Annotated in this window: 14 protein-coding genes; 13 read left to right on the plus strand and 1 reads right to left on the minus strand. The window is 70.3% G+C overall.

The genetic code is table 11. The annotated features are described in order from the left end of the window. The first annotated feature begins 164 nt into the window (after positions 1-164). The 13 genes from M1E25_RS14635 to M1E25_RS14690 all read left to right on the plus strand — a co-directional run bounded on the left by M1E25_RS14635 (position 165) and on the right by M1E25_RS14690 (position 13,536). Positions 165-893: a GNAT family N-acetyltransferase gene (locus M1E25_RS14635; protein ID WP_251415321.1), complete on the plus strand. Its 729-nt coding sequence runs from the start codon at positions 165-167 to the stop codon at positions 891-893. 118 nt (positions 894-1,011) lie between these two features. Then, entirely contained in the window at positions 1,012-1,089 is a 78-nt protein-coding gene (locus M1E25_RS25915; protein WP_370443954.1) for a 50S ribosomal protein bL37, read from the plus strand. Between the two features lie 1,125 nt (positions 1,090-2,214). After that, positions 2,215-3,735, plus strand: a complete 1,521-nt coding sequence (locus M1E25_RS14640) for an AMP-binding protein (RefSeq protein ID WP_251415324.1) — start codon at positions 2,215-2,217, stop codon at positions 3,733-3,735. Between the two features lie 3 nt (positions 3,736-3,738). Beyond that, positions 3,739-3,996, plus strand: a complete 258-nt coding sequence (locus tag M1E25_RS14645) for a phosphopantetheine-binding protein (protein WP_251415327.1) — start codon at positions 3,739-3,741, stop codon at positions 3,994-3,996. 99 nt (positions 3,997-4,095) lie between these two features. After that, the gene (locus M1E25_RS14650; RefSeq protein WP_251415329.1) at positions 4,096-4,467 is read left to right on the plus strand and encodes an ectoine synthase; all 372 of its coding nucleotides are present in this window, start codon (positions 4,096-4,098) and stop codon (positions 4,465-4,467) included. A gap of 79 nt (positions 4,468-4,546) precedes the next feature. After that, positions 4,547-5,689: an acyl-CoA dehydrogenase family protein gene (locus M1E25_RS14655; RefSeq protein WP_251415331.1), complete on the plus strand. Its 1,143-nt coding sequence runs from the start codon at positions 4,547-4,549 to the stop codon at positions 5,687-5,689. A gap of 27 nt (positions 5,690-5,716) precedes the next feature. Beyond that, on the plus strand, positions 5,717-6,436 hold the full coding sequence (locus tag M1E25_RS14660; protein WP_251415333.1) for a transglutaminase-like domain-containing protein: 720 nt from the start codon (positions 5,717-5,719) through the stop codon (positions 6,434-6,436). A gap of 52 nt (positions 6,437-6,488) precedes the next feature. After that, on the plus strand, positions 6,489-7,448 hold the full coding sequence (locus M1E25_RS14665) for a pseudouridine-5'-phosphate glycosidase (RefSeq protein WP_251415335.1): 960 nt from the start codon (positions 6,489-6,491) through the stop codon (positions 7,446-7,448). Then, positions 7,445-8,179 carry an HAD family hydrolase gene (locus M1E25_RS14670; RefSeq protein ID WP_251415337.1) on the plus strand — a complete coding sequence of 245 codons (735 nt, stop codon included), beginning with the start codon at positions 7,445-7,447 and terminating at the stop codon, positions 8,177-8,179. Before M1E25_RS14665 ends, M1E25_RS14670 begins: the two co-directional genes overlap by 4 nt. A gap of 57 nt (positions 8,180-8,236) precedes the next feature. Beyond that, the gene (locus tag M1E25_RS14675; RefSeq protein ID WP_251415339.1) at positions 8,237-9,688 is read left to right on the plus strand and encodes an MFS transporter; all 1,452 of its coding nucleotides are present in this window, start codon (positions 8,237-8,239) and stop codon (positions 9,686-9,688) included. Next, on the plus strand, positions 9,688-10,497 hold the full coding sequence (locus M1E25_RS14680; RefSeq protein ID WP_251415341.1) for a maleate cis-trans isomerase family protein: 810 nt from the start codon (positions 9,688-9,690) through the stop codon (positions 10,495-10,497). Before M1E25_RS14675 ends, M1E25_RS14680 begins: the two co-directional genes overlap by 1 nt. A gap of 182 nt (positions 10,498-10,679) precedes the next feature. Then, positions 10,680-11,711 carry a glycoside hydrolase domain-containing protein gene (locus M1E25_RS14685; protein WP_251415343.1) on the plus strand — a complete coding sequence of 344 codons (1,032 nt, stop codon included), beginning with the start codon at positions 10,680-10,682 and terminating at the stop codon, positions 11,709-11,711. A gap of 181 nt (positions 11,712-11,892) precedes the next feature. Further along, a complete protein-coding gene (locus M1E25_RS14690; RefSeq protein WP_251415346.1) occupies positions 11,893-13,536 on the plus strand; it encodes a long-chain fatty acid--CoA ligase in 1,644 nt (547 codons plus the stop codon). Positions 13,537-13,642: 106 nt separating this feature from the next. On the opposite strand, the gene M1E25_RS14695 is transcribed toward M1E25_RS14690, so the two are convergent. Further along, positions 13,643-14,247, minus strand: a 605-nt coding sequence (locus M1E25_RS14695; protein ID WP_251415349.1) for a response regulator transcription factor, incomplete at its 5' end; no start/stop codon positions are given.

The raw sequence follows: 14,247 nt of genomic DNA on the forward strand, positions 1-14,247 counted from the left end.
CCGGCATCCCCCGTCCCGCATCCGCCGGCCCCCGGTTCCCGCTCACCTCACGTCCGGGACCGGACGCCCCCACCCCGCCGGCCGTGACAGCCTGGACCACGTCGTACGAGAACACCGGCGTTGTCCCGGTCATCACCCCCAGGGGTGGACAGGATGGTCCCCGCATGAGCCCCAGCAGCACCCCGCACCCCCTGGACGAACCGGTGCGCGCCGCCCTCACCGGCCCGCACGCCCTCTTCGCGCGGCGGCGCGGCCGGTTGCTGTGCTACCCGGCGGACGTGACCCCCTTCCTCGCCATGCCCCAGGACCCGGAGGCCGCCGACTGGGCGGACGCGGCTGCGCTGGTGGGCGTCGGCGGCAAGGTCATGACCGCCGGTGCCGAGGAGCCGCCACCGGCCGGCTGGGAGGTGACCTTCGACGTCGAAGGGGTTCAGCTCGTCGGGAACGACGTGGCGGGTGAGCGGGACCCGGAGGCGGTGCGTCTCGGCCGGTCCGACCTACCGGAGGTCCTCGCCCTCGTCGAGCGCACCCGTCCCGGTCCGTTCCTGCCGCGCACCATCGAGATGGGCACCTACCTGGGCATCCGTCGAGGCGGGAGGCTCGTGGCCATGGCCGGCGAGCGGTTCCGCGTGCCCGGTCACACGGAGATCAGCGCCGTCTGCACCGACGACTCCCATCGCGGCCTGGGGCTGGCCACCCGGCTGATCCGTGCCGTGGCGGCCGGTGTCCGCGAGCGTGGTGAGACACCGTTTCTGCACGCCGCCGCGGACAACACCGCGGCGATCCGGCTCTACGAGGCCCTCGGCTTCCGGTTGCGGCGGGGCATCTCGTTCCGCGCGGTGCGCGTTCCCGCGGACGTGACGGCGGGGCGGGGCGTCCCCTCCGTGAGGTGATTCACGGAGGCCGACGGATAGTGCCCCCGTGGCTGGGTAGCGGTCCCGAAGAGGCCGGGCGGACAGCGCAGCAAACCAGCATCAACCCGGCGCGGAGCTCGCAGAGAGAGGAGACGGCATGTCGTCGAAGCGGCGCCGCAAGAAGAAGGCCAGGCGCAAGAACGGGGCCAACCACGGCAGCCGGCCCCAGTCCTGAGCGACGGGCACGCCCGCGAGGGTCGGGCCCGGAACGCGGAGGGTCGCCGGCCACCGGATGCCGTCCGCTGACGCCGGCCTCAGGGACCGTTCACCGGTCCCGGGGCCGGCGTTTCGGCGTCGCGGGGCCCGGGTTGGCCCGGGAACCCCGTGCCGCCGCCTGCAACGACCGCGCACGCCGCGCCCGAGGCCGTTCGAAGCCTGGGTCGAGGGGCCACTCCTCCGAGGGGCCGGTCGCCGGCGCGCGGCGCGGCGGGCGGTCCGCCTCGGTCGCCCGCGGAGTGGCCGATTCCGTACTGCTGGACCTTCCTCGCCTCCGGACGCCGAAAGTCCGACCTCATGGATGCGTACGACCCCCGGCGCGAAGTTTCCACTGAATGAAAGAAGAACATCCGCTTGCTCGCGGAAAACGTGAACAGCGGATTCTGTCAGGGAAGATCGCCTTATCACGGTGAATGCGCTCAGATGCATGACATCGCTGTCGGACGGAGGCGAATAGGGGAACAAGCAGGTTGACGTGCCAAGGCGTCCCCGGGCCTGCGCGCCGGGCGGCGAGCGGCGTGGCCGGCCGCCGGCACCCGGGAGCCGCTCGTGCCCCGGGCGTCGCCCCGTCGAGGAGCTGCCGCTCCGTGCCGACGGGCCGCCTTCTGAGATTCGGCCATTCCCCGGCCGGTCGTTGACGCTCGAATCTCCGCCCACTTAGCGTTACCGCCGTCATCGGCTGCGTGAGTGCCACGTGAGCCGACGTCTCGTCAGGTCGAGCGCGTCCCGCCGTGCGCTCGTGGTTCTGCGCTGTTCTGCACACCTTGAGCACCACATCGCACCACGGGAGGAACGTCATGGTTGCCGATGCTGCGCGCGGGCCCGGCCCGCCCACCGCGGGACCGCATCGTCGGGGATCCGGACTGCGCAGAGGCCCTGCGCGGTCCGGTTGATCCGACAGTCCGGGGCCCGGCCCGCGTCCACGGGCGGGCGTGCCCCCATGCCCGGATGCCTTTCCTGAGGCCGCCTGCCGGCTCGCTCGTTCCCGGCGCCCGGCCACCGCCTCGCACTTCCGCCCAGTCCGGAGTTCCGCCACGCGCTACGCCCTGCCTTCGTGCCGGGTTCCACCACGGGGAGATCTGTCATGCCCACGAACAGAGTCTGCGCATCGGTGTCGCGTCGTGCTCAGGAGTCTCCCGAGTCCACGGCGTTGTGGTTCGGCGAAGAGCGCATCACGTACCGCCAACTACACGTCCGAACCACGGAGCTCAGCCAGGAGATCGACCGATTACTCCCCGACCGCGACCGGCCGGTGTGCGTCACCGTGCACAAGACGCCGGATGCCGTCGCGCTTCTCCTCGCCCTGTTCGGGGCCGGTCGTCAAGTGCTCCTGCCCTCGGCGGGCCTCGGCGAGCAGGTCGTCCAGGAGCTGGCCCGTCGCGCCGGCTGTTCGCAGATCCTCTTCCTGGCCCCGGGCGACGGCTCCACCGCGGCGGCCCGCAGTGTCGTTCCGGGCAGAACGCCGACGGCCGAGCCTCCCGGACCGGAGAACAGCCTCCTCTTTCTGACGACGTCGGGCTCCACCGGCATACCCAAGATCGTTCCGATTCTCCGCGCCGCCCAGGACCGCTTCACGGACTGGGCCGCCGATGCCTTCGACATCGCCCCCGGCCGTACCGTGCTCTCGTACGCCCCTCTCAACTTCGACCTGTCGCTCCTCGACGTGTGGACGACCCTGGCGGTCGGCGGCTCCGTGGCCCTGGTCCCCGCCGATCGTTCGACCGATGCCGGGTATCTCCTCGACCTGATCGAGCGCACCCGGGTGCATCTCGTGCAGTCGGTGCCGATGCTGTTCCGGCTGCTGACCGAGGCCTCGGTCAGCAGGGGCGACCGGCTGCCCGTACGCCTCGAGCACGCGGTCATCACCGGTGACAGCACCATGGCGGACCTCCTGGTGCGCATCCGCCGCGGCCTGCCGGGCGCCCGTCTGTACAACCTCTACGGCTGCACCGAGACCAATGACAGCCTGCTGCACCGGATCACCGACGCGGACGTCGCCTCGGCCGCCGCCGGCATGGCCGACGCAGCGGTCTGGAAGGGACTGCCACTGGGACGTCCGCTTCCGGGCGTGCGCACGGTCCTCGTCGACGAGTACGGCCGGGACCTCGAGGGGCCCGGCACCGGAGAGCTCCTGGTCTCGACCCCCTTCCAGACCAGCGGCTATCTCGACCCCGGCCTCACCGCCGACCGGTTCGTCCCGCGTGCCGGTGCGCCGGCCCCCTTCTACCGCACCGGCGATGTGGTCACCCGTGCCGCGGACGGCACGCTCACGCTGGAGGGCCGCAACGACTTCCAGGTGAAGGTGCGGGGTGTTCGCACCAACCTGCAGGAGGTCGAACGAGTCCTGGCCCGGCATCCCGAGGTGCGGGAAGCGGTCGTCGTCGCGATTCCCGACACCGAGGCCGGGGTGCGTCTGCACGCCCTGGTGGAACGGCCTCGAGACAGCCGGCTCAACAGCCTGGACCTGCGGCGGCACCTGTCCGAACGGCTGCCGCGTACCTCCATCCCGAGCTCGTTCACGATCACCGACGAACCGTTCCCACGCACGTCCACGGGAAAGCCCGATCGCAAGCTCATCGCCAACCTCCGCCACGTGAAGGGATGACTCATGAACTCGACCCTGCCCCTGAAGACATGGCTGGTCGACAACTTCATCACGGACATCACCCCCGACCAGCTCGAGGACGATCTGGACCTGATCGACAGCGGGATCGTCGACAGCCTCCGGCTCCTCCGCCTCATCTCCTGGGTGAGTGACACCTACGAGATCCCGATGGACGAGGTGCCCCTCTCACCGGACAACTTCCGCTCGGTGGCCGCCATTCGCGCGTTCGTCGTCGAGGCGAAGGACCCGGCGGCCGCCTGAGGGCACCAGGTTCGCTCGGACGTCCGGGCGCAGCCGCAGCACATACCCACCGCACGTCATGGCACCCGTGACCGGCTGCCGTACGGAGAGGACGACACCGTGATCATTCGCAAGATCGACGACGTGAAGACCGTTGACTGGGGCAACGGCCTCAGCCGGCGTTTCCTGCTCGAGTCGGACGGCTTGGGCTACAGCGTGACCGACACCGTCGTGCGCGCCGGCACGTCGTCCAACCTGAGGTACGAGCGTCACCTGGAAGCCTGCTACTGCATATCCGGCCGCGGCTACGTGGTCACGCAGGAGGGCGTGAAGCACGAGATCACGCCGGGGACCCTGTACGCCCTGGACCAGCACGACGCCCACGAACTGGCAGCGTCCGAGGAGGACTTGAGACTGGTCTGCGTCTTCTCGCCCGCGTTACGCGGCGACGAGGCGCACAACCTCTCCGGGGACGGCTACTCCCGCTACTGACCCCGTGCGGTCCGCCGGCCGGCCGTGGCACACCACCACGGCCTTCGGTGTCCGTGTCCGACCAAGGAGAGAGGGGCCCGTGGTGAGGGGCCGTAGCGAGGAGGCTCAGCAGTTCCGCAAGGGTCTGCTGGCCTGGTGCGAAGCACTCAGTGAAGACCATGTCGCCTGGGACGGCAGGGCGGAGTTCCCCCGGGAGAAGTGGGAGATCATCCGGAAGACGGACCTCCTGCGGCTCCCGTTCGGTGAGGAGTGGGGCGGGCTGGGACAGGACCTGCCCACCACCATGCACGTGCTCGAGGCGCTTGGCGAGGGTTGCCGGGACGGCGGTCTGAACTTCTCCGTCTCGACCCACATGGTGAGCGCCGGCGTCCCCCTGCAGCGCTTCGCGTCCAAGGAGTTGAAGGCCCGCTTCCTGCCGTCCGTCTGCGACGGAACGGCCATCGGAGCGCACGCGATCACCGAGCCGGACCACGGCTCCGACGCCATGAACATGAGGACCTCCGCGGTCCGGGACGGGGACGACTACGTCCTCAACGGAAGCAAGATCTTCATCAGCAACGGTCCGGTGGCCGACCTGTTCGTCGTCTACGCCCGGACCGGCCGCCAGGCCGGCCCGGCCGCACTCAGCACGTTCGTCGTGGAGCGCGGCACACCGGGGCTGACCCTCGGAGAGCCCATTTCCAAGATGGGCCTGCGGACGTCCCCGCTGTGCGAGGTCTTCCTCGACGACTGCCGGGTCCCGGCCGGCCACATGATCGGTTCCGCCGGGGCGGGGTTCCTGATCCTGGACCACGTCATGAAGTGGGAGATCCTCTGCTCCTTCGTCATCAACCTCGGCGAGATGCGCCACCGCCTCGCCCGGTGCGTGCAGTACGCCAACGAACGGCAGCAGTTCGGCCGGAGCATCGGCACGAACCAGTCCGTGGCCAACCGCATCGTGGACATGAAGATCGCCGTCGAGACGTCGGCGAAGTGGCTGTACGACACGGCGGAGAAGGTCACCCGGAATGAGGACGTGACCACCGACATGGCCGTCACGAAGCTCCTCACCAGTGAGGGAAACGTGGCCGGCGCCCTGTCGGCGGTCCAGATCTTCGGCGGTTACGGCTACATGGCCGAGTACGGGCTGGAGAAGGACTTGCGCAACGCCCTCGCCGGAACGATCTACTCCGGCACATCCGAGATCCAGCGCACCCGCATCGCGGCCATGCTCGGCCTGTGAGCGACCCACTGAAAACGGAGTATGGGGATGAATGCCGAGAACGCCTCGAGCGCGGGGAGTGCTGCCACCGGGGATCCGGACCTCGAACCGGTCCTGCGTGCCACCGAGTTCTTCGACCACACGTCACCCGAGATACTGGCCTTCGTCGACAGGTCCGTGAAGGACAGGAACGCCGACGCGGTGCAGAAGACCGTCGACCTCTACTACGCGGTCCGCGACGGGCTGTTCTACGAGGTGTACGGCGCCGACCTGTCCCGGGAAGGCCTGCGCTCCAGCGCCATCCTGCGGGCCGGGCAGGGCTTCTGCGTCCACAAGTCCATCCTCTTCGCCTCGGCCGTGCGAGCCGTGGGCGTGCCCAGCCGGATCGTCTTCGCCGACGTGCGCAACCACCTCGCGTCGGAGCGTCTCAAGGAACTGATCGGCGGTGACGTCTTCTTCCATGCGCTGACCTCGGTGCACGTCAACGGCCGCTGGACGCGGGCCACACCGGTGTTCAACAAGCTGCTGTGCCGGCTCTACGGCATGCGCCCGCTGGAATTCGACGGTTCCGCCGACAGCCTCCACCACCCCTACCGGGACGGTGAGAAAGCGGCGCACATGGAGTTCCTGAAGGAGCACGGGGAATTCGACGACCTCCCCTACGACTTCGTCATGGAGCGCATGCGGCGCTCGCACCCGCGCTTTCTCGAGGGGGCCGGAACGGTCTCCGGAGGGTCCCTCGCGAAGGAGGCCGGATCCGGCATCTGAGCGACCGTCCGAACCGAACACCAGCATGCGAGAACTCTTCGAGGGAGCAGACGTGGCAGTGACCAGCCGCCAGGACAACGACATCCTGCAGATCGACGAAGAAGTGGCCGAAGCCCTGCACGAACGACGCGCGGTCGTCGCGCTCGAGTCCTCGGCCATCCCCAACGGATTCCCCTACCCGGGCAACCTGGAGTCGGCCCTCGACATCGACAAGGCCATTCGTGACTCCGGTGCCGTGCCCGCCCGCGTCGCCATTCTCGACGGACGTTTCCTCGTGGGAATGACGCAGGACCACCTCGAGCGGTTCGCAGGCGACTCGTCGATCCCCAAGGCCAGCACCCGGGACATGGGGGTGCTCCTCGCGAGCGGAGGAGCCGGTGCGACGACGGTCTCCGCGTCCATGGTGGGCGCCGAACTCGCCGGTATACCGGTGTTCTCGGTGGCCGGGATCGGGGGCGTGCACCGGGGCGCCACGTACAGCTTCGACATTTCGGCGGACCTCGTGCAGTTCACCCGCAGCCGTGCCGCCGTCGTGTGTGCGGGTGCCAAGTCGGTGCTCGATCTGCGTCTGACCCTGGAGTGGCTGGAGACCGCGGGTGTCCCGGTGATCGGCTACCGGTGCGACGACTTCCCCGCCTACTTCAGCGTCTCCAGTGGCGTGCGCAACCCTCACCGGATCGACGACCTGCGGCAGATGTCGAGGGCGGTCCTCGAGCACTGGCGCACCGGCAACCAGGGCTCGGTCCTCGTCACGCACCCCATCGCCGAGGAGGACGGCATCCCCTCGGAGACCGTCGAGGAGGCCCTGGCCGCTGCGGCACGGAAGGCCGAGGAGGACGGCGTCTCCGGACCGGCAGTCACCCCTTACCTGCTGAAGGCGATATCCGCCGCCACCGAGGGGCGCACGGCCGCGGCAAATCGCTCCGTTCTCCTCTCCACCACCGCACTCGCCGGCCGCTTCGCGGTCGAGATGGCGGTGGAGGCGGCCGCCCGCGAAGGGAGCGCGCGGTGAACACCTGTGTCCTCTTCGACCTCGACGGCACACTGCTGGACACCCCGCGCGGCATCGTGCGGGTGCTGCGCGACGTGATCGTCGAATCCGGTCGGCCGCTGCCTCCGGAGGAAGCGATCCGTGCCACCGTCGGCCGCCCGCTGGCGGCGGTGTTCTCCACCCTGCTGGACCTTCCCGAGGACCACGCGGAGACGGCCCATGCCGTGGAACGCTTCCGCGTGGTCTTCCGCGAGAAGGTGGTGCCCGGCGCTGCGGACCTGGTGTTTCCCGGAGTTCCACACCTGCTCTCGCGGCTGCGCGACGGCGGGTACCCCCTGGCCGTGGTGACCAGCAAGATCCAGGCCAGCGCCGAGGAGATCCTGCGTCCCGCCGGACTGCGGGACGACTTCGACGCAGTGATCTGCCACGGCATGGCCGCTCGCGGCAAGCCGCACCCGGACCTTGCGCTGCTCGCGGCCGAACGTCTCGACAGCGACCCCGCGTGCTGCGTGGTGGTGGGCGACGCGGTCGACGACATGCGCATGGCCCGCTCGGCAGGCATGACCGCCGTCGGCGTGACCTACGGGGTGGCGACGCACGCACAGCTCGCGGACGCAGGAGCACACCACGTCACCGACTCCGTGGACGGTCTGGAGGCGATCCTCGGCAGGCTCACGGCCCCGGAGCGTGCCCAGTCGCCCGCCGGTGCCGTCGGCGGCGCAACGGTTCTCGAAGGCCGGCCCACCCTCTGATCCACGGGCCGGACCACGGCCCGAGCACGAACAATACGAAAAAGGCGGTTACCGGACATGGCAACACCAACCATCGCGGACGCGATGCAGAGCAAGCGGGCCATGGGAGGCCTGGCGACGCTGTCCGCGGCCCAGTTCCTCATCGCTCTGGACTTCTCGGTCATCTTCGTGGCGCTCCCCAGCATGGGCTCCGACCTGAGGCTCTCCGAGAGCGCCATGCAGTGGGTGGTCAGTGCTTACGCGGTGTTCTTCGCCGGCTTCCTGGTGGTCGGCGGCCGGGTGGCCGACCGGCTCGGGGCACGCAACATGTTCGTCGCGGCGCTGCTGCTGTTCGGCATCGCCTCCCTCGTGGGCGGCTTCGCCGGCGAGGCGTCCCTGCTGCTTGTGGCACGCGCGGCACAGGGCGTGGCGGCGGCAACCATGCAGCCTGCGATCCTGGCACTGGTCAACACCACGTTCCCGGCAGGTGCTGCGCGGACCCGGGCCCTGGCGGTGTGGGGCACGGTGGGAGCCAGCGGGCTGGCGGCCGGTGTCGTCATCGGCGGCCTGCTGACCACGGTGTCCTGGCGCTGGACCTTCTTCGTCAATCTGCCGTTCGCGCTGGTCTGCATGCTGGCCGCGCCGAAGGTGCTGCCCAGGGCCCGTGAGGGCAGGGCCGTGGTCCGGCTGAACGTGCTCAGCGCCGTCCTGTGCACCGGGACGGTGCTGAGCACCACCCTGGGCCTGACCATGGCGGCGGACTCCGGCTGGGGTCACCCGGTGACCCTCGTCTCCTTCGCCGTGGCGGCCGTGTTCCTCGTGCTGTTCGTGCTCCGCGAGCGGAGCAGCGCGCAACCACTGGTCGAGCCCGCACTGCGCACGACCCGTACCCTGCTCGCCGGCTGCGGCTCCTCGGCGCTGTACATGGCCAGCGTTGCGGCCACGGAGTTCTACCTGGTGACCCTGCTCCTCCAGCAGCAGCGGGGCTTCGGTCCCCTGGAGGCAGGCATCGCCTTCCTGCCGCTGCCGGTCTGCATCACCCTGGGAAACATGATCGCCGGGCGGTTGATCGGCCCGCTCGGAGTGCGCCGCACCCTCACGCTCGCGTTCCTCATCGGCGCGACGGGTCTGGCCCTGCTCGGGCTCCAGATCAACGCGGACGGCTACGTCGCCGGCATGCTGCCCGGACTCGTCGTCAGCGGCATCGGGCACGGCATGACGTACACGAGCATGTTCGTCGGCGGTACCCGGGACGTGGCCGACGACAACCAGGGCGTCGCGGGCGCCCTCATGACCACCACCCAGTACGCGGGCGGCGCGCTCGGCGTCGCGTGCCTGGTGCTGGTGCTCGGCCCCGCCCCGGACCTGGACCGCTTCATGATGGGTTTCCTGCTCGCTGCGGTGGTCGCGGTCGCCGGGGCCGTGCTGGCCTGGACGGGTTTCTCCCGCGCCGGTGACACGCAGGTGCAGGCCGAGGGGAACCTTGCGGACGCCCAGGTGACCGCGACCACCGTGAAGGGGGAGGCGTAATGCCCGGGACGGAGCGCGGTGAGGCGCCGCGGATCGGCATTCTGGTCATCCACAACGACCCGGTTCCCGAGATCGAGATGAACGACGTGGCGCCCGTGGGCGTGTCGGTGCACGCGGCTCGGTTCGAGTGCCCGCGCCCGCACGACGGTGAGTACGTCGGCAGCGCGGCTCAGGCCTTCGTGGAGGCGCCCGACGTGAGCCGGGGACTGGACCACCTGGGCCAGTTGGGCGCCGACAGCATCGGGCTGTGCTTCGGCTCGAGCAGCTTCTTCGGCGGCGTCGCCTTCGACGAGGAGTTCGTCGAGCGGGCACGAAGCCACGCGCACGGTGTCCCGGTGTTCACCGCCGCGATGGCGATCACCGCCGCGCTGAGGTCCGCTGCGGTGCGCCGTCCGCTGGTCGTGATGCCGCCGTGGTTCACCCGGCCCACCTTCGAGGCCACGGAGAAGTACCTGGCCGAGGTCGGGGTGGAGTGCGGCGGCATGATGCAGTTCGATCTCGGTGACGAGTGGAAGGACGTCAAGCGGTACAACTCCTTCGACGAGGGCGCCCGTTGGGTGGTCCGGGGGGAGGAGGTGTGCCGCCAGGTCTCCGAGGGGTTCCCCGACGGGGTGGACGGTGTGCTGATACCGGGCAGCGGCTTCCGCGCGCAGGAGGCGGTCGTCCCCTTGGAGAAGGAGCTCGGGGTTCCCGTGATCACCTCCAACCAGGCGTGCCTGTGGTACGGGCTGCGCAGCGTGGGTTCCCGGGTGAGCGGGTTCCCGTCTCCGTGCGGGCGTCTGCTGGAGCTTCCCCTGGCAGCGGAGTGAGAGGCGGGCCGCCCCGGGCGACGACCGGGGCGGCCCGCGCGGCGTGTCCCCGGTGCGCGCTGTCCCCGGTGAGGCCGGTGCCGGCGCGTGCTGGGACATCCGGGCCCATCGCTGGGGCAGACGGCTGACGCCCCCGCGTGTCCGCCCGTCGGGGTGCAGGGCTGACCCATTTGATTCACCGTATGGAACGACGAACGAAAATCATCCGATACGTCGTCGCGCTTGCGGTGGCCCTCGCCTCACTGCTGGGCACCTGGCTCGGTGTCCCCGCCGCAGCGAAGGACGAACCACGGGCCGCCGGACCGCAGGTCTTCACCGGTTGGGGTTTCGACACCTGTGTCACCCCCTCCCTCAGCTCGATGAAGGCCTGGGACAGCTCCCCCTACCGGGCCGTCGGCGTCTACGTCGGGGGGCGTGGCCGGGCCTGCAAGGAGCAGCCCGACCTGACCCCCGAGTGGGTCCGGACCGTGACCGCATCGGACTGGAAGGTGCTGCCGATCTACGTGGGTTCCCAGGCGCCCTGTGTCCACGGCGAACACAAGAAGCACGTTCCGATCACCGGGGACCCCGAAGCGGCCGGCAGCGACGAGGGCACGGACGCCGTCAGCAGCGCCGCAGCCCTCGGCATGAAGAAGAACAGCGCGATCTACCTCGACATGGAGGCGTACGACGTCGCGGACGGCGCCTGCGCGGACACCACCCTCACGTTCGTCCGCGCCTGGAGCGACGAGGTCCGGCGGCAGGGCTATCTTCCCGGCTTCTACAGCAGCGCCGATTCCGGGATCCGCCACATGGAGAGCGCCCGGCTGAGCGGCGTCAAGGGCCTCCCCGACGTGATGTGGTTCGCGCGCTGGAAGGTGGCCCCCTCGGTGGACGACGAGCCGTCGCTCGGCTCCACGGCCTGGCAGCCGCACCGCCGCATCCATCAGTACGCGGGCAACGTCACCGAGGAGTACGGCGGGGTGGAGATCACGATCGACCGCAACATGGTGGACGCGCCCGTGGCTGTCGTCGACAGCAGTGACTCCGCCGACCGGAACGCGGTGGTCGACAGTGACACGTCCGCCGACCGGAACGCGGTGTTCGACCCCGGTGCGCCCGCCGGCGGCAGCCAGTCCACCGAGCGCAGCGCACCTGCCGACGGCAAGAAGCCGGCCGGTGCCACATCTGCCCCCCGGAATGCGGCCACCGGCGCAGGCGCCCCCGTCGGCTGACCGTCGCGAACCGACGCCCGCCGCCTCCTCGTGCGCCGGGCCGGCAACGGTACGTCCCGGGCCCGACAGGCCAGCGGACCCCGCCGGCCCGGCGCAGGCGATGTCCCCGGGGGTAGTGACATACCGCGCGGTACGCAGTGAGAATCGCCAGGGCACGCACCCCTCACCCCGGAGGCGCCCGGTGTACTCGACCATGCAGGACGTACCGCTGACCGTGAGCCGCATCCTCCGCCACGGATCGACCGTGCACGGGGGCTCGGCCGTCACGACCTGGACCGAGAGCGGCCCCGAGCGCCGCAGCTTCGCCCAGATCGGCACCCGCGCCGCACAGTTGGCGCACGCGCTGCGCGACGAACTCGGGGTGGCCGGCGATCAGCGGGTCGCCACTCTGATGTGGAACAACTCGGAACACCTCGAGGCATACCTCGCAATACCCTCCATGGGCGCCGTCCTCCACACGCTCAACCTCCGGCTGCCCGCGGACCAGCTCTGCTGGATCGTGAACCATGCCGCGGACCGGGTCGTCGTCGTCGACGGATCGCTGCTCCCCCTGCTCGCCCCGCTGCTCCCCCGGCTCGAATCGGTCGAACACGTCGTCGTCTCCGGACCGGGCGACACCGGTCTTCTCAAGGACTGCCGTGCCCGCGTGCACGACTACGAGCAGTTGCTGGCCGGCCGCCCCACCGGTTTCGACTGGCCCGACATCGACGAGCGGGAGGCAGCCGCACTCTGCTACACCTCCGGCACCACCGGCGACCCCAAGGGCGTCACCTACAGCCACCGTTCGGTGTACCTGCACTCGATGCAGGTCCTCAGTGCGGAGTCCTTCGGGCTGTCGTCCGCCGACAGCGTGCTGCCGGTCGTCCCCATGTTTCACGTGAACTCCTGGGGCATTCCGCACGCCGCGTTCATGGCCGGCACCTCGATGCTGATGCCCGACCGCTTCCTCCAGCCCGCCCCGCTGGTCGAGATGATCGAGACCGAGAGGCCCACCGTGGCGGCCGCCGTCCCGACCATCTGGCAGGGCGTGCTCGCCGAGCTCGACGCCGGAGGACGGGACACGGAGTCGCTGCACACCGTCGTCATCGGCGGCTCGGCATGCCCGCCCGCGATGATGAAGGCCTTCGACGCCCACGGTATCCGCGTCGTGCACGCCTGGGGCATGACCGAGACCTCGCCGCTCGGCTCGCTCGCCCATCCGCCGGGCGGACTCACCGAGGAGGAGGAGTGGCCCTACCGGATCAGCCAGGGCCGCTTCCCGGCCTCCGTCGAAGCCCGGCTGGCCGGCCCCTCCGGCGAGATCATGCCGTGGGACGGCGAGAGCACCGGCGAGCTCGAGGTCCGCGGGCCGTGGATCGCCGGCGCCTACTACGGCGGCGCGGACGGATCGTTGCTGCGTCCCGAGGACAAGTTCAGCGAGGACGGCTGGCTGCGCACGGGTGACGTCGGCAGGATCACCCCGGACGGCTACCTCACTCTCACCGACCGGGCGAAGGACGTCATCAAGTCCGGCGGCGAGTGGATCTCCTCGGTCGAGCTGGAGAACCATCTGATGGCCCACCCCGACGTCGCGGAGGCGGCGGTAGTGGCGGTGCCCGACGACAAGTGGGGCGAACGGCCGCTGGCCACCGTCGTCCTCAAGGACGGCAAGGGAGCCGACTACGAGGAACTGCGCGCCTTCCTCGCCGAGCGGGTCGCCCGTTGGCAGGTGCCCGAGCGGTGGAGCGTCATCGAGGCGGTGCCGAAGACGAGCGTCGGCAAGTTCGACAAGAAGGTGCTGCGGCGACAGTACGCGGAGGGAGCACTGGACGTCAGCGAGCTCTGAGGGCCGACGGGCCGCGGTGCCGCTGCCGACGGTCCGGACGGCAGGGGCACCGGCCCGCCCGGAGGAGCGCAAGCCCGTCCGGGCGGGAACAGCCCTGGTGGAGGGCTCAGTTGGTGCCGATCTTCGACAGCAGGTCGACGATCCGCTCCTGCACGTCGTCGCTCGTGGAGCGCTCCGCGACGAACAGCGTGGTCTCGCCCGACCGCAGCCGCGGCAGCTCCGCCCGGTCGATCCCCGACGAGGTGTAGACGACCAGGGGTGTCCGGTTCAGCAGACCGTTGCCGCGCAGCCAGTCGACCGTGCCGGCTCGTTGCCGCTGCACCTGCACGAGGTCCATCACCACCAGGTTGGGTTGCGTCTGGTAGGCCAGCGTCACCGCATCGGCGTCCCCGGCGGCCCGCGCGACCTGCATACCGCGCCGCTCCAGGGCATTCGTCAGCGCGCCGGCGATGTCGTTGTCGGGCTCGATCAGCAGCACCCGAGGCGGGTGCTGCTCGCTGTCCCGCGGGGCGAGTGCCTTCAGCAGCACGGCCGGGTCGGCGCCGTAGGCGTTCTCCCGCGTCGCCAGCCCGAGGCCGGCGGTCACCAGCACGGGAATCTCCGCGGCGACGGCGGCGCCGCGCAGCGACTGCAGCGCGGTACGCGTGATCGGCCCGGTCAGGGGGTCGACGAACAGCGCGGTCGGACAGGCCGCGATCTGGGCGTCGACCT

Source organism: Streptomyces meridianus (genome assembly GCF_023703325.1).
Classification (GTDB): domain Bacteria; phylum Actinomycetota; class Actinomycetes; order Streptomycetales; family Streptomycetaceae; genus Streptomyces; species Streptomyces meridianus.

Bases quoted from the DNA above. Each gene is read 5' to 3' on its own strand.
- M1E25_RS14685 (WP_251415343.1), top strand. From the start codon at position 10,680: ATGGAACGACGAACGAAAATCATCCGATACGTCGTCGCGCTTGCGGTG.
- M1E25_RS14635 (WP_251415321.1), top strand. From the start codon at position 165: ATGAGCCCCAGCAGCACCCCGCACCCCCTGGACGAACCGGTGCGCGCC.
- M1E25_RS14660 (WP_251415333.1), top strand. From the start codon at position 5,717: ATGAATGCCGAGAACGCCTCGAGCGCGGGGAGTGCTGCCACCGGGGAT.
- M1E25_RS14645 (WP_251415327.1), top strand. From the start codon at position 3,739: ATGAACTCGACCCTGCCCCTGAAGACATGGCTGGTCGACAACTTCATC.
- M1E25_RS14675 (WP_251415339.1), top strand. From the start codon at position 8,237: ATGGCAACACCAACCATCGCGGACGCGATGCAGAGCAAGCGGGCCATG.
- M1E25_RS14640 (WP_251415324.1), top strand. From the start codon at position 2,215: ATGCCCACGAACAGAGTCTGCGCATCGGTGTCGCGTCGTGCTCAGGAG.
- M1E25_RS25915 (WP_370443954.1), top strand. From the start codon at position 1,012: ATGTCGTCGAAGCGGCGCCGCAAGAAGAAGGCCAGGCGCAAGAACGGG.
- M1E25_RS14680 (WP_251415341.1), top strand. From the start codon at position 9,688: ATGCCCGGGACGGAGCGCGGTGAGGCGCCGCGGATCGGCATTCTGGTC.